Annotated in this window: 14 protein-coding genes and 2 tRNA genes; 8 read left to right on the forward strand and 8 right to left on the reverse strand. The window is 63.4% G+C overall.

Annotation, left to right across the window (positions count from 1 at the left end; genetic code table 11):
• Nucleotides 1–72: 72 nt before the first annotated feature.
• From IEQ11_RS03155 to IEQ11_RS03165, 3 genes are all read left to right on the forward strand, one after another.
• Nucleotides 73–1083: a hypothetical protein gene (locus IEQ11_RS03155; protein WP_191821247.1), complete on the forward strand. Its 1011-nt coding sequence runs from the start codon at nt 73–75 to the stop codon at nt 1081–1083.
• A 308-nt stretch (nt 1084–1391) separates the two neighbouring features.
• Nucleotides 1392–5777 carry an RHS repeat-associated core domain-containing protein gene (locus IEQ11_RS03160; protein ID WP_247024711.1) on the forward strand — a complete coding sequence of 1462 codons (4386 nt, stop codon included), beginning with the start codon at nt 1392–1394 and terminating at the stop codon, nt 5775–5777.
• A complete protein-coding gene (locus IEQ11_RS03165; RefSeq protein ID WP_191821246.1) occupies nt 5774–6202 on the forward strand; it encodes a sel1 repeat family protein in 429 nt (142 codons plus the stop codon). Before IEQ11_RS03160 ends, IEQ11_RS03165 begins: the two co-directional genes overlap by 4 nt.
• Before the next feature lie 95 nt (nt 6203–6297).
• On the opposite strand, the gene IEQ11_RS03170 is transcribed toward IEQ11_RS03165, so the two are convergent.
• Nucleotides 6298–6477, reverse strand: coding sequence for a hypothetical protein (locus tag IEQ11_RS03170; RefSeq protein WP_191821245.1), 180 nt, complete (start codon nt 6475–6477; stop codon nt 6298–6300).
• A gap of 311 nt (nt 6478–6788) precedes the next feature.
• On the opposite strand from IEQ11_RS03170, the gene IEQ11_RS03175 reads away from it, so the two are divergent.
• Genes IEQ11_RS03175 through IEQ11_RS03190 form a run of 4 tightly spaced genes read left to right on the forward strand, consistent with a single transcriptional unit; the run spans nt 6789 to nt 13241 of the window.
• Nucleotides 6789–7985 carry an efflux RND transporter periplasmic adaptor subunit gene (locus IEQ11_RS03175; protein ID WP_046659973.1) on the forward strand — a complete coding sequence of 399 codons (1197 nt, stop codon included), beginning with the start codon at nt 6789–6791 and terminating at the stop codon, nt 7983–7985.
• Between the two features lie 12 nt (nt 7986–7997).
• Nucleotides 7998–11192 carry an efflux RND transporter permease subunit gene (locus tag IEQ11_RS03180; protein ID WP_191821244.1) on the forward strand — a complete coding sequence of 1065 codons (3195 nt, stop codon included), beginning with the start codon at nt 7998–8000 and terminating at the stop codon, nt 11190–11192.
• Nucleotides 11185–12624, forward strand: coding sequence for an efflux transporter outer membrane subunit (locus IEQ11_RS03185; RefSeq protein WP_191821243.1), 1440 nt, complete (start codon nt 11185–11187; stop codon nt 12622–12624). The genes IEQ11_RS03180 and IEQ11_RS03185 overlap by 8 nt, the downstream gene beginning before the upstream one ends.
• Nucleotides 12621–13241, forward strand: coding sequence for a TetR/AcrR family transcriptional regulator (locus IEQ11_RS03190; protein WP_036109060.1), 621 nt, complete (start codon nt 12621–12623; stop codon nt 13239–13241). Before IEQ11_RS03185 ends, IEQ11_RS03190 begins: the two co-directional genes overlap by 4 nt.
• Nucleotides 13242–13632: 391 nt before the next feature.
• Here the strand turns inward: IEQ11_RS03190 and IEQ11_RS03195 are convergent, their stop codons facing one another.
• Complete coding sequence (locus tag IEQ11_RS03195) at nt 13633–15054, reverse strand: aminotransferase-like domain-containing protein (RefSeq protein WP_191821752.1); 1422 nt, start codon at nt 15052–15054, stop codon at nt 13633–13635.
• A gap of 329 nt (nt 15055–15383) precedes the next feature.
• Between IEQ11_RS03195 and IEQ11_RS03200 the strand changes: the two genes are divergently transcribed.
• The gene (locus tag IEQ11_RS03200) at nt 15384–16295 is read left to right on the forward strand and encodes a DMT family transporter (protein ID WP_191821753.1); all 912 of its coding nucleotides are present in this window, start codon (nt 15384–15386) and stop codon (nt 16293–16295) included.
• 160 nt (nt 16296–16455) lie between these two features.
• Here IEQ11_RS03200 and IEQ11_RS03205 read toward each other — a convergent pair whose 3' ends face one another.
• The 6 genes from IEQ11_RS03205 to IEQ11_RS03230 form a co-directional block, all read right to left on the reverse strand.
• Nucleotides 16456–16740 (reverse strand): hypothetical protein, encoded by a 285-nt coding sequence (locus tag IEQ11_RS03205; RefSeq protein ID WP_046659980.1) that lies wholly within the window; start codon nt 16738–16740, stop codon nt 16456–16458.
• Nucleotides 16741–16967: 227 nt separating this feature from the next.
• On the reverse strand, nt 16968–18188 hold the full coding sequence (locus tag IEQ11_RS03210) for an RtcB family protein (protein ID WP_191821754.1): 1221 nt from the start codon (nt 18186–18188) through the stop codon (nt 16968–16970).
• A complete protein-coding gene (locus IEQ11_RS03215; RefSeq protein ID WP_191821755.1) occupies nt 18185–19072 on the reverse strand; it encodes a hypothetical protein in 888 nt (295 codons plus the stop codon). Before IEQ11_RS03215 ends, IEQ11_RS03210 begins: the two co-directional genes overlap by 4 nt.
• 139 nt (nt 19073–19211) lie before the next feature.
• A complete protein-coding gene (locus IEQ11_RS03220) occupies nt 19212–20342 on the reverse strand; it encodes a slipin family protein (RefSeq protein WP_191821756.1) in 1131 nt (376 codons plus the stop codon).
• Nucleotides 20343–20767: 425 nt separating this feature from the next.
• Nucleotides 20768–20836: transfer RNA gene (locus IEQ11_RS03225), tRNA-Ser, on the reverse strand.
• Nucleotide 20837: 1 nt separating this feature from the next.
• Nucleotides 20838–20906 (reverse strand) — tRNA-OTHER (locus IEQ11_RS03230).
• Between the last annotated feature and the right edge of the window lie 435 nt (nt 20907–21341).

The following is a 21341-nucleotide window of genomic DNA, read 5'->3' on the forward strand; positions in this document are numbered from 1 at the left end:
CAACGCCCCTGCAATACCGTTGCCACGAAGCGGTTCGCATCCTTCGGTCTTCCGCAACGCAAGGAGTGTTCGATGATCGGGTCCGGTGACACCTCGCGCGCGCTGCGCGCCTGCCTCGCAATCGGTGGCCTCGCCGCCGCGCTGTTCGCCACCGACAGCTTCGCCGCCGGCCTGTCCGCGCAATCGCCCGCCGACCGCGCCGCGCTCGCATTGCGCTGGGCGCCGGTGCATTACCAGGACGTCGATCAAACCGGCAGCCACGCGCTCGGCGGCGGCGCCGACTACATCACCCGCTACGACTTCGACGGCGACCTCGACGCGCGCAACAACTGGGACCGCGCCGGCCAATCCGCTTACCCGCTCGCCGCGCACGCGTACTACTCGGTCGTGGAGACCGGCACCCACTGGTTCATCACCTACCTGTTCTTCCACCCGCGCGACTGGACCGATTCGTTCTTCGACACCGAACACGAGAACGACGCCGAAGGCGTGCTGTTCGCGATCGCCCGCGACGGCTCGACCTACGGCACCTTGAAAGCCGCGGTCACCGTCGCCCACACCGATTTTTTCTCCTACGTCCCCGCCGGCAGCAACTGGACCGGCAACGCCGAAAGCGTCGACGGCTCGCTATCGCTCCTGAGCTACCAGGGCGCCCCGCACCCGGTCACCGCGCAGGAAGCCAAAGGCCACGGCCTCAAAGCCTGGCCCGCGTACAACATCAACGGCGACGGCGTGATCTATTACCCCTCGTTGACCACCGCCGAAGTCCCGTCGAACCCCGACGACCGCGACGTCAAATACAAACTCATCGACATCTTCGGACCCGGCGGCCTGTGGGAGCAGCGCAACAACAACTGGCTGTTCGCCGGCTACGGCAGTTTCGCAGGCGACAACAGCGGAGGTTGCGGCAGCGGCGCGATCGGTTGCAGCACCAACTCGGCGAATGCGCCGTGGGGGTGGGATGACAGCAACGATGGGCCGGGAAGGGGAATGTTGGCTACGGATCCGGTGGGGGTGGTGACGAATTACTTCAAAGTGCCCGAAGTTATAAGTCCAATTTACATCTACTCTCCATTTCGATGATCTGGCGAAAGTTTGTCGCTAAATATTCAGCGAATGGGATGCGTTATTGCAATGGCTAACTGCGCGGTTCTGCGAGATATGTGGCTTTAGTGGATTCCGTGACGATATTGATCATGCCGCCACGTGTCAATACATGCGTAGATTTCGTTGTAAGTTGATGTCTTGTTGTTTGATCCGATATTAAGATAACTTGGGGTCTGTCGCTTGTACTTCGACGTATATGGCTGCTCGTCAGGTATAGGATTTGCTCAATGTTTCAAGCGCTATCGAGGTGACGAGTGGGGCTCAATTTTCAGTTTAAAAGAATCGTGAATCTTCTGTTTCTGTTGCAGGCTGTCTCGGTGGTGGGGCGCGCGGAAGCAGCTGATTTCTATGACGCTCCCTATTACGACGATTATGCATATTGGAACAATCCGCGCTTCCCGTCGGTGGAGAGTGACGTCCAGGCTTGGTGGGCGGAGTACAAAAATGATTGGCCATCGGCATTTCCGGGATGCAGTTACACTCTGGAAAATCATGCGGATGGACGTCTCACGGGGCGTTTTGCAACAATGACGTTGCACGGCACTTGTGGCGGAAAAGGCACCGTGCGCGGTACCAAGTACGATTACGCGCCGGAGAAGAATTTGGGGCCGCCGAGTTGTATGGCACCAAGCACCCACTGCGGCAATCCGATCAACTTGGCGATCGGCAACAAATACCAAAGAGAAGACGACCTACAGGCCGGCCCCTGGCTCTCGTTTTCGCGGCATTACAACAGCCATGAGTCGACGCCGTCGGAGCAGTTCGGCCGGAACTGGAGGCACACCTACAGCTATCGCTTGCAACATCTGAGCGATTCCCTTGGGCAACAGGCTGTGAGGCTGTACCGCCCAGAAGGTACCAGCGTTGTCTTTAACTACGTTGCCGGTCAATGGCGAGCCGATGCGGACGTCTATGCCAAGCTCGCGATCAACACCGATGGATCGGGTCAGTTGTCGGGTTGGACATATACGCCACGCGACGGACGTGAGGTCGAACAGTACGACAAGTTAGGCCGGCTCGGCACCATCGTGAGGGCCGACGGCACATTCCTGGCCTTCACCTACAACGGCGGCATGGCCGTCACCAATACGCCCAGTGACTATCTGGTGACCCGGATCGAGTCTCAAGACGGACGCTACTTGACTCTCCAGTACGACAACAATCTGCGCATCATCAAGATGCTGGATCCGGCGAGCGGTGAGTACAACTACGGTTATGACGCGCAGAATCACCTTGAAACAGTGACCTATCCCGACGGTGCACAGCGTCGTTATCACTACAACGAGGCGGCCTACACAGGCGGCCGTAACTTCCCTAATGCGCTTACCGGAATCACGCGCGAGGACGGTCAGCGCTACGCCATCTTTACTTACGCGTCGGATGGGAGGGCGCAATCCACGGAGCACGCGGGAGGGGTGGAGAAGTTTTCGTCTGTATATGGGACGAATGGTTCGGCGACAGTCACCACGCCTAATGGCGGCGTCCAAGTACGCTCCTTCACCACGGCAGTGGGCGTCAAGAAAGCGTCGTCGGTCCAAGAACAGTGCTCGGGCTGTGCTACGCGTACGACCAGTTACACCTACGATGCAAACGGTTACATGGATCTGAAAACCGATCCGCGTGGAGTGATGACCGACTACGATTACAACGCGCGCGGTTTGCTGCTGCAAAAAATAGACGCCGCAAATGACAGCACAGGAAGCAAGCGAACCACCCAGACAGATTGGGACGCTTTCTTCGACGTTCCGGCTGAGCGACGGGTTTACGATGCGAACGGAGTGCTCGCGAAGAAGACTGCGTGGAGGTACAACGCTCGCGGACAAGCGATCGCCGTTGACCAAATCGCCCCGTCTTCGGGTGCGGTGCGAACGTCCGAGAACGCGTATTGCGAGCAGGCCGATGTCAGTGCGGGCGCTTGTCCTTTCGTCGGTTTGGTTCGATCTCAGAACGGCTCGCGGACCGATGTGGCCGACGTAACCCAGTACGCCTACTACACCGCCGATGCGCCTGGCTGCGCCACCGGTTCGGTGGCTTGTGATTACCGCAAGGGTGATCTTCGCAGGATCACCAATGCCTTGAATCAATCGAAGGAGGTGCTGCGATACGACGCGGCCGGCAGAGTTCGTTCTTTGGCCAATGCCGATGGGGTGGTCTCGGACTTCGAGTACAACGCTCGTGGCTGGTTGGTCTCCAGTAAAGTTCGTGGCCCCGATGACGGCGTAGAAGCCGACGATGTCGTCACCAAAATCGAGTACGAGCCTACCGGCTTGGTCAAGAAGATTACTCAGGCCGATGGGTCCTTTATTCGATATGGCTACGACGCCGGACATAGATTGACCAGTGTCCACGACAACGTCGGCAATAGTGTTCAGCTGACGCTGGACAATGCTGGGAATCGAATCAAAGAGGACACGCTGGGGAGTGACGGAAGCCTGAGGCGGACTTTGTCACGTGTGTACGACCAGTTGGGCCAACTGGCTACCTCAAAGACCGCTTACGACCATTCGACTGGCTTTACCTACGACGCCAACGGCAACGGCGAAGTCACTACCGATGCTTTGGGTCGCAAGATCGACAATGACTACGATCCGCTGAACCGGCTTGCGAAGTCACTGCAAGATGTCGGCGGAATCAACGCTAAGACCGAATTCAAATACGACGCTCTGGATCGTTTGACCAAGGTCATCGACCCTAAAAGCCTCGACACTAGTTACGGATATAACGGCTTCGGCGATCAGATCCAGTTGACCAGCCCCGACACCGGCGTTTCAACCTATACCTACGACAGCACCGGCAATCGAAAAACCGAAATTGATGCGCGTGGCATCACCCGCACCTACAGTTACGACGCGCTCAACCGCGTGATTGCCGTTGCGTACCCCACAACGAGTCTAAATGTCGGCTACGGATACGACACGGTGGCCACTGTTTGCGCCGCAGGCGAGACCTTCGCCAAAGGCCGCTTGTCGCTAGTGACCGACGCGAGCGGCAGCACTCAGTACTGCTACGACCGCTTCGGTCGCATGGTTCGCAAGGTGCAGAGCACCAACGGCAAGGTGTTCGCGGTGCGCTATGCGTACACGCTAGCGGGGCAGTTGAGCAGCGTGACCTATCCCGACGGCGCGGTCGTGAGCTATCAACGCGACGCGCAAGGCCGCGTGAGCCAGGTCGATACTAAACGGGCGGCTGCGGGCGCAACTACCGAGGCATTGTTGAGCCAGGCGGCGTATCACCCGTTCGGGCCGGTCTCGGGCTGGACCTACGGCAACGGTCGTACTTTGGCGCGGCCTATCGATCTGGATTACCGCACCACGGCCGTCACTGATTCGTCTTCTGGCGGCCTGTCGGTTGGCTTCGGCTTCGACGTGGTCGGCAATCTCAACCAGCTCACGCTGGCGGGCAGCAGCACGCCGCTGCTGAAGTACGACTACGACGGCCTCGACCGCCTGACTCATCTGCGCGACGGCCCCAGCAATACGCCGATCGAGACCTATAGTTACGACGCGACCGGCAATCGCCTGAGCCTGACTCAAGCCAGCGGCACGCAGACTTATGTGTATCCGGCTACGAGTCATCGTCTGGCTCAGGTCGGCAATAGCGGCCTGCGCGGCTACGACGCGAGCGGCAACACCACCGATATCGACGCCAACAGCTTCGTCTACAACGACGCCGGCCGCATGAGCCAAGTCAAGCAGAGCGGCGTGTTGAAGATGACGTATCTGTACAACGGCCTGGGCGAGCAGGTTCGCAAGTACACCGATACCTACAACCGCTACATGGTGTACGACGAATCGGGCCATTGGCTGGGCGAATACGACAGCAACGGCGCGACGATCCAGCAGGCAATCTGGATGGACGATCTGCCGGTGGGCCTGCTGGCCGGTGGCGGCGCGCAGCAGAAGCTGCATTACGTCGAGCCCGATCATCTGGGCACGCCGCGGGTGGTGATCGATCCGGTGCGTAATGTCGCGGTGTGGAATTGGGATCTGAAGGGTGAGGCGTTCGGCAACAGCGCGCCGAATCAGGATCCGGATATGGATGGGACCGCGTTCGTGTTCGATATGCGGTTTCCGGGGCAGCGGTTCGATTCGGTGAGTGGGTTGAGTTACAACTTCTTCCGGGATTACGAAGCAGGCACAGGGCGCTATGTACAGAGTGACCCAATCGGCCTTGCCGGCGGTATTAGTGGATATGCTTATTCGTCTCAAAATCCGATTCAGCTTCGTGACCCTCTCGGATTGCAAGCTGAATTGAATTTATTCAATGGAAGTGATGGTCACTTTCAAGCCAGTGCAAGACGACTTCATTCCCCGGTGGGCTCATATACAGTTGCGGGGCATGGCAATCCAGAATTCATGCTTAATAGTACTGGACAGGTCGTCTACCCTGAGCAATTGGCGGGAATTATTAAGGCTGATCCGGTATTCAAAGATAAAGGCTACGTGATGCTCCAGAGCTGCAACACGGGAGGTCCCAAGAGCGGTGGAAATTTCGCGCAAAATCTTGCTAATGCTCTGGGCAAGCCTGTTGTAGCTCCGAACAATTATGTGTTCTATCGGCCTGATGGAACTACTTACTTGGCTGACGCAAATCTAGGTAAAGGCGGTGCCGCGATTCCTAATACGGTCGGAAGTTGGTTGGTTTTCTTTCCGCAAGGAGGTGGTAAGTGAAAATTACTCCTTTCGTGATGGTTGGTGCCCTTGTCGCGGGGTGCGGGGATCATGCGGCTTCCGGGCGGGGGAATAAGCAGGTATCGGTGCCGCAGGAAGTATCATTTTCCATGCCAGATTCCAGCGAGATAGAGGGATTGAAATCGATTGCGTTGGCAGGCGGAGGGCGGGAAGCTGTCCGATTGGCAGCGTGGTACATGAAATTCCCAAGTGGGCCGGATACATTCGAGTATTGGTCGGTTATTGCTGCCGAGAATGGTAACGATGTTGGGCAATACAATGTTGGGATGCTGTATCTAAAGAAGCCATTGCCCGGTTATTGGGGGGCAAGAGCCAAATATTGGCTTGAACGATCCGCGAGGCAAGGAAATAAAAGTGCGCAGGCCGAACTTGAGCGGCTGGAGGCCGTATCGGGCCAGCGATAAATTACCGTGTTGTTAATTTTTACAATGAGTGCAACTGGGGTATTGATAATATTTGTGAAATTAATGGCGGCTATCGAATAGGGCTTAGGGCCTGGTCAGAAGAAAATGCCGTTGACGGCCGCACTGTAGGTGGGTTCGGCCGCGCAGCCCAACGGGCCGGCGGTGGCGAGGTTGAAGCTGCTCAGGTCGTTGCTGTAGCCGATGCTGCCGCTCACGGTGACGTTGGCTGGGTCCAGGCCGAAGCGGGCGTTCCGCAGTTGGACTTGCACAGCCACGTAGTCAATGAACTAGCTAATAGTGGTTGAGCCGCTATTCCTGCCGTGCCCCTTTGAGGGGTTATGGGTTCCAGGCGAGAGCAGCTAAGTAGCTAAGCGATTCTTTGCCCAATCAGCCCCCTCAATGCTGCTCCGCAGCAAAAACCCCAACACAATCAAACACAAACCCCCAACCCCGCCCAGGCAACTCCTCAGACCCGCTTGACCTCGCCCATCCAAAAAAAGAGAATGATCGTTCATTCTACGATGTGGCCGCGGTCTGTCTGACCGCAACAACGACCTGAGGCTCCCCCATGCCGTCGCGCAAGTCTATGTCCCGTAACGCTTTTTCCGGCGTGCCCGCTGCTATCTCCGTGGCTGTCCTGACCCTCGCCCTCGCGGCTTGCGGCAAGGGCGGCGATCAACAAGGCGGGCCTGGCGGCCCCGGCGGTCAGAAGGGCCAGGTCACCGTGGTGACCCTCAAGCCCGAGACCGTCACCCTGACCCGCGAGCTGCCGGGGCGCACCAGCGCGTCGCTGATCGCCGAGGTCCGGCCGCAGGTCAACGGCATCGTCGAGAAGCGCCTGTTCACCGAGGGCGGTCTGGTCAAGGCCGGGCAACCGCTGTATCAGCTCGACGACAAGACCTATGCCGCCGATCTGGAAACCGCCAAGGCGACCCTGGCGCGCGGCGAAGCGGCGTTGAATTCGGCGCGCTTGAATGCGCGGCGTTCGAGCGACCTGGTCAAGATCGACGCGGTCAGCAAGCAGGACGACGAAACCGCGGTCGCCACGCTCAAGCAAAGCCAGGCCGATGTGTCCTCGGGCCGCGCGGCGGTGCAGAGCGCCAGCGTGATTCTCGGCCGTGCGCGCATCACCTCGCCGATCAGTGGTCGTATCGGTAAGTCGGCGGTGACGCAGGGCGCCTTGGTCACGGCCAATCAGGCCGATGCGCTGGCGGTGGTGCAGCAGCTCGATCCGGTGCATGTCGACATCAGCCAGTCCAGCGCTGAATTGCTCGCGCTGCGCAAGCAGATCGCGGCCGGCACCCTGACCGAAGCGGTCACGCCGGTGACGATCGTGCTCGAAGACGGCAGCAAGTACCCGCTCGAAGGCAAGCTCGCGTTCTCGGAAGTCACCGTCGACGAAGGCACCGGCAGCTTCCTGCTGCGCGTGGTGGTGCCCAACCCCGACAACATCCTGATGCCCGGCATGTACGTGCGCGCGCTGGTCGGCACCGGCGTGCGTCAGAACGCGCTGCTGGTTCCGCAGCAGGGCATTTCGCGCGATCCCAAGGGCGCGGCGACCGCGATGGTCGTCAACGCCAAGGGCGAAGTCGAGCCGCGCGAAGTGCAGGTCAGCCAGGCCATCGGCGACAAGTGGCTGGTCGAGGGCGGTCTGAAGGCCGGCGACAAGGTCATCGTCGAGGGCCTGCAGAAGATCGGCCCCGGCATGCCGGTCGACGCGACCGAGAAGGGCGCAGCGCCGGCCAAGCCGGCCGCGGCCCCCGCCGCCGCGCCGAAGCAGTAATCGGAGAAATTCATGGCACGGTTCTTTATCGATCGCCCGATCTTTGCCTGGGTCCTGGCGATCATCATCATGCTCGGTGGCGCGATCGCGATCACCCAGCTGCCGATCTCGCAGTACCCGACCATCGCGCCGCCGACCGTATCGGTGAACGCGTCCTACCCCGGCGCTTCCGCGAAAGCCGTCGAAAACTCGGTGACCCAGATCATCGAGCAGAACATGAAGGGCATCGACGGCCTGCTGTACATGTCGGCGACCAGCTCGTCCGACGGTCAGTCCGGCGTCACCCTGACGTTTGAAAGCGGCACCGACCCCGACATCGCCCAGGTCCAGGTGCAGAACAAACTGCAGCTGGCGACGCCGTTGCTGCCGCAGATCGTGCAGCAGCAGGGCGTGAGCGTGTCGAAGGCCAACTCGGCGTTCCTGCAGGTCATCGGCTTCGTGTCCGAGGACGGCAGCATGACCGGCGCCGATATCGCCGACTATGTGGCCGCGAATCTGGTCGATCCGCTCGCCCGCGTCGACGGCGTCGGCAGCACTCAGCTGTTCGGTACCAAGTACGCGATGCGGATCTGGCTCGACCCGGACAAGCTCAACACCTACAAGCTGACCCCGACCGACATCATCAACGCCCTGCGCGCGCAGAACGCGCAGGTCGCGGTCGGCCAGCTCGGCGGCACCCCGTCGGTAAAGGGCCAGCAGCTCAACGCGACCATCACCGCGCAGGATCGCCTGCAGACCGCCGATCAGTTCAAGAACATCGTCGTGCGCGCCAATGCCAGCGGCGCGATCCTGAAGCTGTCCGACGTGGCCCGCGTTGAACTGGGCCAGGAGGACTACACCACCATCGCCCGCTTCAACGGCAAGCCCGCGACCGGTATCGCGATCTCGCTGGCGACCGGCGCCAACGCGCTGGCCACCGCGCAGGCGGTGCAGGCCGAACTCGAGCAGCTCAAGCCTTCGTTCCCGAAGGGCCTCAAGGCGGTGACGCCGTTCGACACCACGCCGTTCGTGCGCGTGGCGATCGAGGAAGTGATCAAGACCCTGCTCGAAGCGATCGTGCTGGTGTTCCTGGTGATGTACCTGTTCCTGCAGAACTTCCGCGCCACCCTGATCCCGACGATCGCGGTGCCGGTGGTGTTGCTGGGCACGTTCGGCCTGCTCGCGCTGTTCGGTTACTCGGTCAACATGCTGACCATGTTCGCGGTGGTGCTGGCGATCGGCCTGCTGGTCGACGACGCCATCGTCGTGGTCGAAAACGTCGAACGCGTGATGAGCGAAGAAGGGCTGTCGCCGGTCGAGGCCACGCGCAAGTCGATGGACCAGATCACCGGCGCGCTGGTCGGCATCGGCCTGGTGCTGTCGGCGGTGTTCGTGCCGATGGCCTTCCTCGGCGGCGCGACCGGCGTGATCTACCGCCAGTTCTCGGTCACCATCGTCTCGGCCATGGCGCTGTCGGTGCTGGTCGCGATCGTGCTGACCCCGGCGCTGTGCGCGACCATGCTCAAGCCGATCGAGAAGGGCCACCACGCGTCCGACAAGGGCTTCTTCGGCTGGTTCAACGACAAGTTCGACCGCGGCAACACGAAGTACCAGGGCGTGGTGCGCGGCATCGTCACCCGCGCCGGTCGCTTCATGATCGTGTTCGCGGCGATGGCGGCGTTGATGGCGGTGCTGTTCCTGCGTCTGCCGTCCTCGTTCCTGCCGCAGGAAGATCAAGGCTTTCTGTTCACCATCGTGCAGGCGCCGGTCGGCGCGACCCAGGAACGCACCGGCGAAGTGCTCAAGAAGGTCGAAGACCAGTTCCTCTCCGACAAGGCGGTGGATTCGCTGTTCACCGTGCAGGGCTTCAGCTTCGCCGGTAACGGCCAGAACGCGGGCATGGCGTTCTCGCAGCTCAAGCCGTGGGAAGAGCGCGCCACCACCTGGGGCGATCGCTGGCGCTGGATCAGCAGCTTCGGCAAGACCCCGATGCCCGACAACAGCGTCAACGGCGTCGTCGGCCGGGCGATGGGCAGCTTCATGCAGATCAAGGATGCGTTCGTGTTCGCGCTGGCGCCGCCGGCGGTGTTCGAACTGGGCAACTCCAACGGCTTCGTGTTCTATCTCAAGGACAACGCCGGGCTCGGTCACGATGCCCTGGTCGCCGCGCGCAACCAGTTCCTCGGCATGGCCGGCAAGAACGAGTCCATGCAGAACGTTCGTCCCAACGGCATGGAGGACACGCCGCAGTTCCGCGTCGACGTCGACAATCAGAAGGCTTCGGCACTGGGCCTGAGCATCGCCGACATCAACTCGACCCTGCAGGCGGCCTGGGGCGGCCAGTACATCGACGACTTCGTCGATCGCGGCCGGGTCAAGCGCGTCTACATCCAGGCCGATGCGCCGTTCCGCATGGCGCCGACCGATTTCAATCGCTGGTACGTGCGCAACGACAAGGGCGAGATGGTGCCGTTCTCGGCGTTCGCCACCACCCGTTGGGAATTCGGTTCGCCGCGTCTTGAGCGTTACAACGGCGTCTCGGCGCTGGAAATCAACGGCGAAGCCAAGCCGGGCGTGAGCTCGGGCCAGGCCATGGCCGAAGTCGAGAAACTGGTGGCGCAGTTGCCGCCGGGCATCGGTCTGGAATGGACGGGCCTGTCGTATCAGGAACGCCAGGCCGGCGCGCAGACGCCGCTGCTGTACACCTTGTCGCTGCTGATCGTGTTCCTGTGTCTGGCGGCGATGTACGAAAGCTGGGCGATCCCGACCTCGGTGCTGCTGATCGCGCCGATGGGCATCCTCGGCACGGTGTTGGCGACGTGGATGCGCGGCATGGAGCGCGACGTGTACTTCCAGGTGGCGATGCTCACGACCGTGGGTCTATCGAGTAAAAACGCCATCCTGATCGTCGAGTTCGCCAAGGAGAACCTGGAAAAGGGCATGAACCTGATCGACGGCACATTGGCCGCGGTACGCGACCGCCTGCGCCCGATCATCATGACCTCGCTGGCCTTCGGTCTGGGCGTGTTGCCGCTGGCGCTGGCGAGCGGCGCGGGTTCCGGCGCGCAGCGCGCGATCGGTACCGGCGTGCTCGGCGGCATGGTCGTGGGTACCTTCCTGGGTATCTTCTTCGTCCCGCTGTTCTTCGTGGTCGTGGAGAAAGTGTTCGTCAGGAAAAAGCACGCGCCCTCGCAGCAGGGTTCGGCAGGAGCGCAGAGCCATGAGTAAGTTTTCGATTCACGCCCTGGCGCTGGCGATCACGCTGGCGACCACCGGTTGCCTGAGCCTGGCGCCGAAGGTGCCGGCCGCGGACGCGGCGATTCCGGGCGAGTGGCCGTTGCCGCCGACCACCCAGGCATTCACCGGCGCCACGCCGGCGGCGGACGGCTCGCAGCCGGCTGTGGCCGGCACGGTCGCCGACATCGGCTGGCGCGATTTCTTCGCCGACCAGAACCTGGAAACGCTGATCGGCCGCGCGCTGGAGAACAACCGCGATCTGCGCGTGGCAGTGCTCAACGTCGAGAAGGCGCGCGCGCAGTACCGCATCCAGCGCGCGGACCGCGTTCCGGGTGTCAGCGCGATCGGCCAGTTGCAGCGCAGCGGCGGCGACAATCAGCCGGTCACCGACGCCTACACCGCCGGTCTGGGCATCACCAACTTCGAACTGGATCTGTTCGGTCGCGTGCGTAGCCTCAGCCAGTCGGCGTTGCAGCGTTACTTCGCCGAAGAAGAAGCGCGTCGCAGCGCGCAGCTGAGCCTGATCGGCGAGGTCGCCAACGCGTACCTCACCCTGGCCGCCGATCGCGAACTGCTGTCGGTGTCGGAAGCGACCTTGAAGAATCAGCAGTCGGCCTACGACCTGACCGAAAAGCGTCGCGAGCTCGGCGCGGTTTCGGGCCTGGAAGTGAGCCAGGCGCGGACCCAGGTCGAGCAGGCGCGCGCCGATGCGGCGCGTTATGCCGGGCAGGTGGCGCAGGACATCAACGCGCTCAATCTGCTGGTCGGCGAACCGGTCGATCCGTCGCTGTTGCCGCAACGGCTGACCGACGAAGTCAGCGGCGTCGGCGCATTGCCGTCCGGCTTGCCGTCGGAAGTGCTGCTGCGTCGTCCCGACGTGCTGCAGGCCGAGCACAACCTGCTCGCGGCCAACGCCAACATCGGCGCCGCGCGCGCCGCGTTCTTCCCGTCGATCAGCCTGACCGGTCTGTTCGGCAGCGCCAGCACCGAACTGTCGGGCCTGTTCGATTCGAACACGCGCGCCTGGTCGGTCAACCCGGTGATCAATATCCCGATCTTCCAGGGCGGCAAGCTGCGCGCGGGCCTGGCCTCGGCCAAGGCCGATCAGAAGATCGCGTTGGCGCAGTACGAGAAGGCGATCCAGTCGGGTTTCCGCGATGTCGCCGATGCCCTGGCGCTGACCAAGACCCTGGCCGAACAACGCCAGGCACAGGAAGCGCTGGTCGAAGCGGCCTCGCGCGCCGACCAGCTGTCGACCGCGCGTTACAAGGCCGGCCGCGACAGCTACCTCAATCAGCTCGATGCGCAGCGCACGCTGTACGGCGCGCAGCAGGGCCTGGTGACCACGCGCCTGAGCGAGCAGACCAATCGGGTGACGCTCTACAAAGTCCTTGGAGGTGGCTGGAACGAGCGCAGCCAATGAGCACCGCGGGCAAGCCCACCGCCAAGGCCGAGGCGCGCGCGCAGGCTCAGCGCGAGCGCATCCTGGTCGCGGCGCAGAAATGCTTCGTCGTGCATGGCTTTCATGCCGCGAGCATGGCCAACATCGCCGATACGGCCGGCATGAGCGCCGGCCTGATCTACCGCTATTTCAAGGGTAAGAACGACATCATCCTGGCCATCATCGAGCGCCAGCTCGAAGAGGCCCGGGCCGATGTGGCCAAGCTGCACGCGACCAGCGATCTGGTCGCGGGCATCGCCGAAGTGTTCCAGCAATGGCAGGCGAACGATCCCAACATCACCAGCGCGGCCTTGTTCCTGGAACTGACCGCCGAGGCCACGCGCGATCCAGAAATCGCCGCGGCCACGCACGCGTCCGACAAGGTATTCCGCGCCGATCTGGCGGCCTGGTTCGAGCGCAGTTCCAAGGACGGCGGTCTGGGCGTGCCGAAGCAGGAAGTCGACACCCGCGTGCTGATGCTGCAATGCCTGATCGAAGGGCTCGCGATGCGCGCGATCTCGCAGCCGGACTTGAGCGTGGCGCAGGTGAAGACGGCGCTGGAACGGTTTCTGCCGAGTCTGTTGTCGGCTCAGGTTTGAGGCGCGGGAATCGGGAATCGGGAATCGGGAATCGGGAATCGGGAATCGGGAATCGGGAATCGGGAATCGGGAATCGGGAATCGGGAATCGGGAATCGGGAATCGGGAATCGGGAATCGGGAATCGGGAATCGGGAATCGGGAATCGGTTTTAGATTCGCTGCGAGGTAAAAGTTCACGAAAAAGGCCGCCTTGCGCGGCCTTTTTGCTGCGTGCGACTTCGCTCCAATCGTCGCGGCCTTTGCTGTTGCCCCCTTTGACAAAGGGGGCGAACGGCCGCGAAGCGGACGTGGGGGATTTGCTTTTGCTTTCGTCATCCCGCGAAGACGAAAGCCTCGCGATTCACATCCGAACCGACGCGCGAACCGCCGAATCGCGCCACCGCCATCGCTATCAACCCTGCAACCGCTTGGCCACCTCACCCACCGTGCGCAGCGCCGACTCGGTCGTCTTGTCCCACACATGCCCGCAGCCCAGGCGCACGTGATGGGTGTAGTCGCCGCGGTTGGAGAACAGATGCCCCGGCAGAATGCCCACGCCCTTTGCCAGCGCGGCCTCGAACAAGGCCTGCCCATCGATCTCGGGCGGCAGTTCGACCCACAGGGTCATGCCGCCGGCAGGTTCCGACACGCAACTGCCCTCGGGCCAGTGATCGAGCACCGCCTGCCTATAGGCCTGCGCGTTGCCCGCCAGCGCGCGACGCAGCCGGCGCAAACCGCGCTCGATGTCGTGGCGGGCGAAGAAATCGATCAAGGCCATCTGCGGCAAGGTCGCTGTGGCCACGGTCGAAAAACTCTTGGTGCGAAGTAACTCCGAACGCCGTCGTCCGCCGAGCATCCAGCCCACCCGCAGGCCCGGTGCCAGCGTTTTGGAATACGAACTGCAGGTGACCACGTGCTCGCCGTCGTCGTAACGGCGCAGCGGCGGCGGACGCTCGCCCGAATACGCCAGTTCGCCGTACAGGTCGTCTTCGATCACCACCGTGCCGTGCGCGGCGCAGGCGGCGACGATTTCGCGCTTGGCCTCGTCGCCGGTCAGGCTGCCGAGCGGGTTGTTGAAGCTCGGCACCAGCAAGGCCGCGCGCACCGCGTGGCGTTCGAGCAATTCGCGCAGCTGCGCCGGGTCGATGCCACGGCCGGGGTGGTTCGGCAGTTCCAGCACGCGCAGGCCGTGCGCGGCCACCGCTTGCAGCAGGCCGTGATAGGTCGGCGTTTCCAGGATCACGATGTCGCCCGGGCGGGTCACGGTGCGCAGGGTCAGGCTGATCGCTTCCATCGCGCCAGCGGTGATGATGACTTCGTCCGGATCGATCTCGGCGCCGCATTGCGCGTAGCGCTCGGCGATGCGTTCGCGCAGTTGCGGTAAACCTTGCGGAACGGTGTAGCTGAGCGCGGTTTGCGGATCGCGGCGCATCGCGCGCGCGACCGAGGCGGCCAGCGCGGCGGTCGGCAGCAGCGAGGAGGCCGGGGTCGCGGTGTGCAGCGGGACCAGGTCGCGTCGCGACTGCACGTCGAGCACGCCGAGCAACGCCGGATTACGCACCGGCATCGGCGTGCGCGACAGGTGACGCGCGCGCGATCCGCGCGACGGCGCGGTCGGCGCGGCGCGCACGTAATAGCCCGAACGCGGTCGCGCCTCGATCAGGCCTTCGCGTTCGAGTTGCTGATAGGCCTCGACCGCGGTCGCCAGACTGATGCGTTGATCGCGCCCGAGCCGGCGCAGCGAGGGCAGGCGCTCGCCCGCGCGCAGCACGCCGCGCTGGATCTGGCGGCGCATGCGATCGGCGAGGCGTTCGTAGAGCAGGTCGTGGGTCATGGCGTGTTCCGGTGGTGGCGATGCAACACGAGCGATGGAAAGCCCCTCTCCCGCGTGCGGGAGAGGGGTTAAGGTGAGGGGCCCGGCGCAGCGGCGTAACTGCAATCCGAGTCAGCGCTTCACACACTGCGATAAGCGATGCCGGATCGACCTCGGCCTTGCTGCCCTCACCCTAGCCCTCTCCCGCACGCGGGAGAGGGGACTGTGCGGCGGCTGGGGAATGAAACTGTACCGGTCAAAATCCATCCTAACTGAATCTGTATCGGTCCGCGGCAGGCCCCTAACCTGAGCTTCCCACTTCCCGCGAAGCGTCCCGCGCTTCGACCGCCATGAGCCCCAGCGCCACCCCCGCCGAGTCGCGCACCGCCCTGATCCAGCTGCTGATCGCCGAACTGCTGATCGGCTCGGTCGGCGTGTTCGTCCACGAGAGCGGACAGAACGCGATCACCGCGGTGCTGTTCCGCTGCATCTTCGGCTGCGCGTTCCTGATCGTGTGGGGCTCGGCGCGCGGACTGTTCCGCGGACTGCTCGGCGAGCGCGCGCTGATCCGCTCGGCGATCGTCAGCGGCGTGTTGCTGGTGCTGAACTGGGTCGCGCTGTTCGCCGGGATGGCGCGTTCGTCGATCGGCGTGGCGACGATGGTCTACCACTTCTTTCCGTTCGTGATCCTGGGCATGGCGGCGATGTTCTACGGCGAGCGCACCCGCGCCGCCGACCTGGGCTGGACCGCGATCGCCTTCGTCGGCGTGCTGTGTTCGGCCGACCCGTTCAAGCTGTGGAACAGCGCCGGCAGCGGCTATCTGATCGGCGTCGGCCTGACCTTCGTCGCGGCGATCCTGTGCGGCGCGTCCTTGCTGCTGTCGCGCCGGATCAGCCGCGAGCGGCCGTTCGCGGTGGTGCTGATCCAATGCCTGGTCGGGGTGGTGATGCTCGCGCCGTTCGCCGACTACGCGGCGGTGTGGACGCCGGGCAGTCACTGGTTCTGGCTGGCCGGTCTGGGCCTGATCCACAGCGGCGTGTGCTACGTGCTGTTCTATTCGTCCTATCCGCGGCTGCAGGTCGCGACCATCGCCGTGCTGGCCTTCATCTACCCGGTGATCGCGCTGCTGCTCGACTACCTCGTCTACGGACGCACGCTGGCGCCGGTGCAGAGCGTGGGCGTGGCGCTGATCGTGCTCGGCACGCTCGGGGTTAACCTGAAATGGCAATGGCGTCGCCGCCCGCTGGCTGTCAGCGCCTGATCGCGCCGCTCGCGGTCGCGATGCCCATCATCGCGATCCACGATTTACTCGACCCGATTCGCGCAATCGCGTGGATCAGCAGACGTCTGTTCTGCTCGTTCGGCGCAGGGACGCGCCGGCGGGGAATTTAACGCGTCGCCGCGGCGGCGATGCGCGAGGTTCAGTCGGCCAGCACCAAGCGCCACGCGCCTTCGACATCGCCTTCGACGTTCTGCCACGGCACCCGGTCGTTGCCGCGCAGCCGATCCCAGCCGCGCGCGAGTTCCTCGCGGATATCGTCCCAGTGCCGTTCGCCGTGATGCAGGCGCGCGCCGATGCCGTAGGTGATCGCCAGTTCGCGGGTGCGATGCGAGATCGCGGCCGCCGCCGCGGCGGCCGACAGGCAGGGTTCGCACTCTGGTTCGGTGCGCTCAGAAGACAGCCTGTCGAGATGGCGATAGCTCATGAGCGAAGTCCGTTGGCGTTGCGCTTGCATTAGGACGATATCGGTTTTGCGTTCCAAAGGGGTTACGAAAAGTCGCCAGCGCACAGACAAAGCGCGAGCAATGTCGCAAACGCGCGTTCGAAATTCACTCCACCTCGACGTCTCCGCCAAAAGGCGGAGAGGCCCGCCCATCGCGGCCAAAAAAAACGCCGCCCGAAGGCGGCGTGGCAAGCGCGACGATGCGCGCTTCAACCCTTGATGCAGACCACCTGACGCAGGGTGTGGACCACCTCGACCAGATCGGCCTGCGCGGCCATCACCGCCTCGATCGGCTTGTACGCCGCCGGCGATTCGTCGATGACCGCCGCGTCCTTGCGGCATTCCACGTGGGCGGTCGCCTCGCGGTGTTGCTTGAGGGTGATCTGCTGCCGCGCCTGGGTGCGGCTGAGCACCCGGCCGGCGCCGTGGCTGCAGCTGTGGAAGCTGTCCGCGTTGCCCTTGCCGCGCACGATGTAGCTGCGCGCGCCCATGCTGCCGGGGATGATGCCGAGCTCACCCGCGCGAGCGCTGACCGCGCCCTTGCGGGTGACCCACAACGATTCGCCGAAATGTTCCTCGCGCTGCACGTAGTTGTGGTGGCAGTTGACCGCGGTCTTCTCCAACTGGAACTTGGGCAACTGCGCGCGTATCGCGTGCAGCACCCGTTCCATCATCGCTTCGCGGTTGTGGCGGGCGTAGTCCTGCGCCCACGACACCGCTTCGACGTAGTCGTCGAACAGCGGCTCGCCTTCCAGAAAGAAAGCCAGGTCGCGGTCCGGGACGTGGAAGCCGAGCACGCGCTTTTCCAGTTCGCGCCGGGCCAGCTCGATGAAGTAGCTGCCGATCAGGTTGCCGGTGCCGCGCGAACCCGAGTGCAGCATCACCCAGACGAAACCGGCTTCATCCAGACACACTTCGATGAAGTGGTTGCCGCCGCCGAGCGTGCCCATCTGCTTGTCGAACTTGTCGGTGCGCAGCTTGCGGTGTTTGTCGTGGATGCGGTCCAGCTGCGCGGCCAGTCCGGACTGGGCCAGGCGGGTGTCGATACGGTCCGGACGCTTGCGGTGCTCGCCGCCGCGGCCGTTGCCGACCGGGACCACCCGCTCGATCGCCGACCGCAACGCGGCCAGGCTGTCGGGCAATTGCTCGGCCCGCAGCGTGGTCCGCACCGCGGCCATGCCGCAGCCGAGATCGACGCCGACCGCGGCCGGGATGATCGCGCCGCGGGTGGGCACGACCGAGCCGACGGTCGCGCCCTTGCCCAGGTGGACGTCGGGCATCACCGCGACCCACGGCCCGACATGCGGCAGGGCGGCGATGTTGCGCAGCTGCCGCCGCGCGCCTTCGTCCACCGGCACGCCGCGGACCCAGGCCTTGACCGGTACCGAGCCTTGTTCGGCGTGCAATAGTTCGTAACTTGAAGTGTTCATGATGAATAGTCCTTGCGACGCGCGTCGTTTCGTATCGGCGCGCGGTATTTGTGCGAACGCCGGCGCCGGGTGTCGCGACCGGAGGTCTCGACGTACGAATCGGCGCTGGTGTCGTTCTTCAATCGGTGTTCGTTCAATTCGGATTGGCTGAGCTGCAGCTTTCGATGGGCATAGACCGCGCTGGTGCCGTACATGCGCCAGCGCGCGCTGGCGCAGTTCTTGGCCAGGCAATGCGTTACCGCGTCGTAGACGTCGGTTCTGGGCAGCGTGCGCGGCCTGCGTTGCGGACCGGGAGAGACCGACGGCTCGGGCATCGGCATCAATTCGATCCGATACCAGATGCCATCGATCCGGCGCAGTTGGGTGGTGGCGTCCAGCTTGCGTACGCCCGGTTCCCATTCGGCCTGGCGCGCATGCACCGCCAGGCGATGCTCGCGATGGCGTTCGATCTTCAGGCGGATCGCCGCTTCGTTGCGCATCAGGCAACCATTGTCCGGGTCCACGTACAGCTCGTGTCGGGCTTCGGCCAGCGGTTGCAGACCGCGCCAGTTCTGCATCACATACCTCGTTCCTTTGATATCGAACACCTGCATCGCGACGAAATCCTCGAGGTGCAGGTGGATGTGCTGTTGCACGGTATTGCGCCGATCCACGCGAGCGCACAGTTCCGAGTAGACGAAATCCCAGCGCCGCCCGACCTGGCCTTGCAGATAGCGTTGCAGGGGGCGCAAGTTTTCGTTGAGCCATTTGCGATTGCCATAGCGGTACTTCATCGCTTCGTGGCTCGGATGGTCGTCAAGATCGCGCGGCGGACGTGCGCGCGGCGTATTGCCGCCGCCGCGCCGTGGCCGTTCGACGATTACCTTGTACATATCGTTACGCATACAAATTTTTTCCGACAGATAGCGTCACGCCGGTTGTCCGGCGCGACATATCGGCCGCTCCACCGGAGCGGCCTTCGCGTTTTCGCTTACGGCCGACGCGCTATCGAAATCCAGACGGCGACGCCGTCCGGTCCTGCGTTCAGCCGTTGCCCTTCAGGCTGACCAATTGCTTCATGACTCCCTCCAGACCGCCGAACACGGTCAACTTGTCGATTTTCTCGGTGATCTTTTCCAAGGCCTCGAGTTCCTTCAGCCGCATCAGCACCGGACTTTCCTCGATCAGCTTGGCGGTATTGAGCAGGCTGCGGGTGGCGTTGGCCTCTTCGCGACGGCGGATCACGTTGGCTTGCGCGGTCTTCTCCGCCTGCACCACGCCGTTGAGGATCTCCTTCATCTCGCCCGGCAGGATCACGTCCTTGACGCCGACACCCAGCACCTCCACGCCGACCTGCGAGGCCTGGCCGCGCACGTAGCCGAAGATGTCGGCGTCGAGCGACGCCTTGTCGCCGAGCAGTTCGTCCAGGGTCTTGGCCGAGACCGCCTTGCGCAGGCCGTACTGCAACTCGCGATAGACATGATCGAGGTACTTCGCGACCTGGGTGCGCGCGGCGACCGGGTCGGACACGCGCAGGCTGGCGGCCAGGTTCACGCGCAACGACACCTTGTCGCGGGTCAATAATTCCTGGCCCGAGACCTCCATCGACTGCACGCGCAATTCGATCACTTCGACCGCGACGTTCTTGCGCACGTTCCAGAACGCGTAGGCGCCCGGCTCGAGACGACGCACGAACTTGCCGTCGACGAACAACAGGCCGGCCGACTGGGTCGGGACCACGCCGGCGACCGCGACCTTGTCGAGGTAGCTGAGCTGACGCAATGCATTGGCGAGGTCGCGCTCGACTTCCAGACCGTCGCTCAGGGCGACCGTGTGGATGGCGATCTCGGCCAGTCCTTTCCAGTACAGACGGCGGGTGCCCGGCGGCAGCACATCGGCGACGCGGCCGTTGCGCAGCATCAAACCGATCTCCTGCATGCCCAGGTCGGCCAGCACGAAGTGGCTCTGCAAACGCGGGCCGAGACCGGCGATCAAGGCCTCGGCGTCGCGGCCGCTGTATTCGGCGTTGACGATCGAGTGCATCGACAGTTCGAGCTCGCGCTTGAAGTCGCCGATGCGGTGGACGCCGGGGCCGAGCACGCGCTCGATGCGGCGGTTGCGGTATACCAGGACGCGCTCGGCATCGCCGACCACGACCTTCTTGATCCAGAACATGACGATCTCCCTGAGGTTCCGGTGGTCCGATCCGTGGTGATGGCCGTCGCGACCGAATCGGTTGTCGCGGTGGCGCCGGTGGCGTTGCGCGAAGGCGCAGCGGTACATCGTCGCGCACGCGATGCGTACGCAACCTGGGCTTGATTCGCCGCGCGAACGGTGAACGGAATAAGTTGGAAACGCCCCTGACGCCGTCATCGCGGAACCCGCGCGCGCTGTGCGCGGAGCCGGTGCGGCCGGGCATCGTGACGTTCCTTGTCGCGATGCGTTCGCCGCGCCGTTCCTGCGCCTTGCGGGCGTGGGTCCGGCGATGCCGTCGCTGCGGTGTCCGTTGCGCGTCCTGTCTGAGCGACGCCTGGCGAAACACCGCGCGGGGCGTTTCCTGGGTTGGAACTTTCGTTCCGTACGAACTGCTGGAAGGCAGTTTGGGATAACGGGAATCGAACCCGCGGCCACAGCATCAAGCTGCGCTCTACCGACTGAGCTATATCCAATTCGTAAGGGTCGGATTCGAACCGACGACCTGCGCACGCGTCGCCGCTCTACCTGCTGAGCTACCTTACCGGGAAGCAGCACCCATCCACGCACTTCGGCATACGCCACGGCAACGCCGCGCGCACCGGACGGGATGCGAACCCGTACCGCTGTAGTGCGTTTCATCGGATGCTGCGTATTGCCGTGTGTCGCCACACGGCAATGGGTTGGGCGCATGCGCCCGTTCGTTGTCACACGCACGCACCGCCCGTACCGAAGCACCGGGGTACAGCGCTACACGCGCCTCGACGGCTTAACCCCTGCGACTGCGATGCTTCGGGGCCTTGTGCGTATGCCTTGTTTTTAAGGGGTTACGACGATTCCTTTGCGAGCGCTGAAACGAAAACGCCCCCGGTGGTGAACCGAGGGCGTTCGCGTTCCTCGGGAGATCGGGGCGACCGATCTCCCGTGGCAAAGGGAGTCAGTCCGGCAGGTGCAGAACGTTGATGCGACCGCGCTTCGACC

This window comes from Lysobacter capsici, from assembly GCF_014779555.2.
Classification (GTDB): domain Bacteria; phylum Pseudomonadota; class Gammaproteobacteria; order Xanthomonadales; family Xanthomonadaceae; genus Lysobacter; species Lysobacter capsici.

What these genes read in the sequence shown, in the direction of transcription:
- IEQ11_RS03190 (WP_036109060.1), top strand. Translation starts at nt 12,621, where the DNA reads ATGAGCACCGCGGGCAAGCCCACCGCCAAGGCCGAGGCGCGCGCGCAG.
- IEQ11_RS03205 (WP_046659980.1), bottom strand. Translation starts at nt 16,740, where the DNA reads ATGAGCTATCGCCATCTCGACAGGCTGTCTTCTGAGCGCACCGAACCA.
- IEQ11_RS03195 (WP_191821752.1), bottom strand. Translation starts at nt 15,054, where the DNA reads ATGACCCACGACCTGCTCTACGAACGCCTCGCCGATCGCATGCGCCGC.
- IEQ11_RS03220 (WP_191821756.1), bottom strand. Translation starts at nt 20,342, where the DNA reads ATGTTCTGGATCAAGAAGGTCGTGGTCGGCGATGCCGAGCGCGTCCTG.
- IEQ11_RS03210 (WP_191821754.1), bottom strand. Translation starts at nt 18,188, where the DNA reads ATGAACACTTCAAGTTACGAACTATTGCACGCCGAACAAGGCTCGGTA.
- IEQ11_RS03175 (WP_046659973.1), top strand. Translation starts at nt 6,789, where the DNA reads ATGTCCCGTAACGCTTTTTCCGGCGTGCCCGCTGCTATCTCCGTGGCT.
- IEQ11_RS03180 (WP_191821244.1), top strand. Translation starts at nt 7,998, where the DNA reads ATGGCACGGTTCTTTATCGATCGCCCGATCTTTGCCTGGGTCCTGGCG.
- IEQ11_RS03215 (WP_191821755.1), bottom strand. Translation starts at nt 19,072, where the DNA reads ATGCGTAACGATATGTACAAGGTAATCGTCGAACGGCCACGGCGCGGC.
- IEQ11_RS03200 (WP_191821753.1), top strand. Translation starts at nt 15,384, where the DNA reads ATGAGCCCCAGCGCCACCCCCGCCGAGTCGCGCACCGCCCTGATCCAG.
- IEQ11_RS03155 (WP_191821247.1), top strand. Translation starts at nt 73, where the DNA reads ATGATCGGGTCCGGTGACACCTCGCGCGCGCTGCGCGCCTGCCTCGCA.
- IEQ11_RS03185 (WP_191821243.1), top strand. Translation starts at nt 11,185, where the DNA reads ATGAGTAAGTTTTCGATTCACGCCCTGGCGCTGGCGATCACGCTGGCG.